Origin of the sequence: Thiomicrorhabdus cannonii (assembly GCF_013391695.1) — a bacterium.
GTDB lineage: Bacteria > Pseudomonadota > Gammaproteobacteria > Thiomicrospirales > Thiomicrospiraceae > Thiomicrorhabdus > Thiomicrorhabdus cannonii.
In genome coordinates, this window is sequence record NZ_JACBGH010000048.1 from 1 (window position 1) to 388 (window position 388).

At 66.0% G+C, this 388-nt stretch carries 1 protein-coding gene; it reads right to left on the reverse strand.

Annotated features, from left to right (window positions below):
• On the reverse strand, nucleotides 1-388 hold a 388-nt coding region (locus HZ297_RS11905), incomplete at both ends, for a hypothetical protein (protein WP_218644636.1).

The following is a 388-nucleotide window of genomic DNA, read 5'->3' on the forward strand; positions in this document are numbered from 1 at the left end:
CTCGTCGAGCGCGCGGACCCACGCGGCCAGGTCGCTGACCTGCATCGCGCACAGGTCGGCGATGTTCTTGCCCCGAATCCGGGAGGAGCGGGCCGGCGCGGCCAGACGGGTTCCCTCGCACTCCGGGCAGGCGGTGAACTTGACCGCCCGCTCCACGAACGCCCGGATGTGCGGCTGCATCTGCTCGGGATCCTTCGACAGCATCGACTTGGTGATCTTGGGGATCAGCCCCTCGTAGGTGAGGTTGATGCCCTCGACCTTGATCTTCACCGGGTCCTTGTAGAGCAGGTCGTGCAGCTCGCGCTTGCTGTACTGGCCCAGCGGCTTGTCGGGATCGAAGAAGCCCGAGCCGATGAAGATGCGCCCGTACCACCCGTCCATGCTGTAG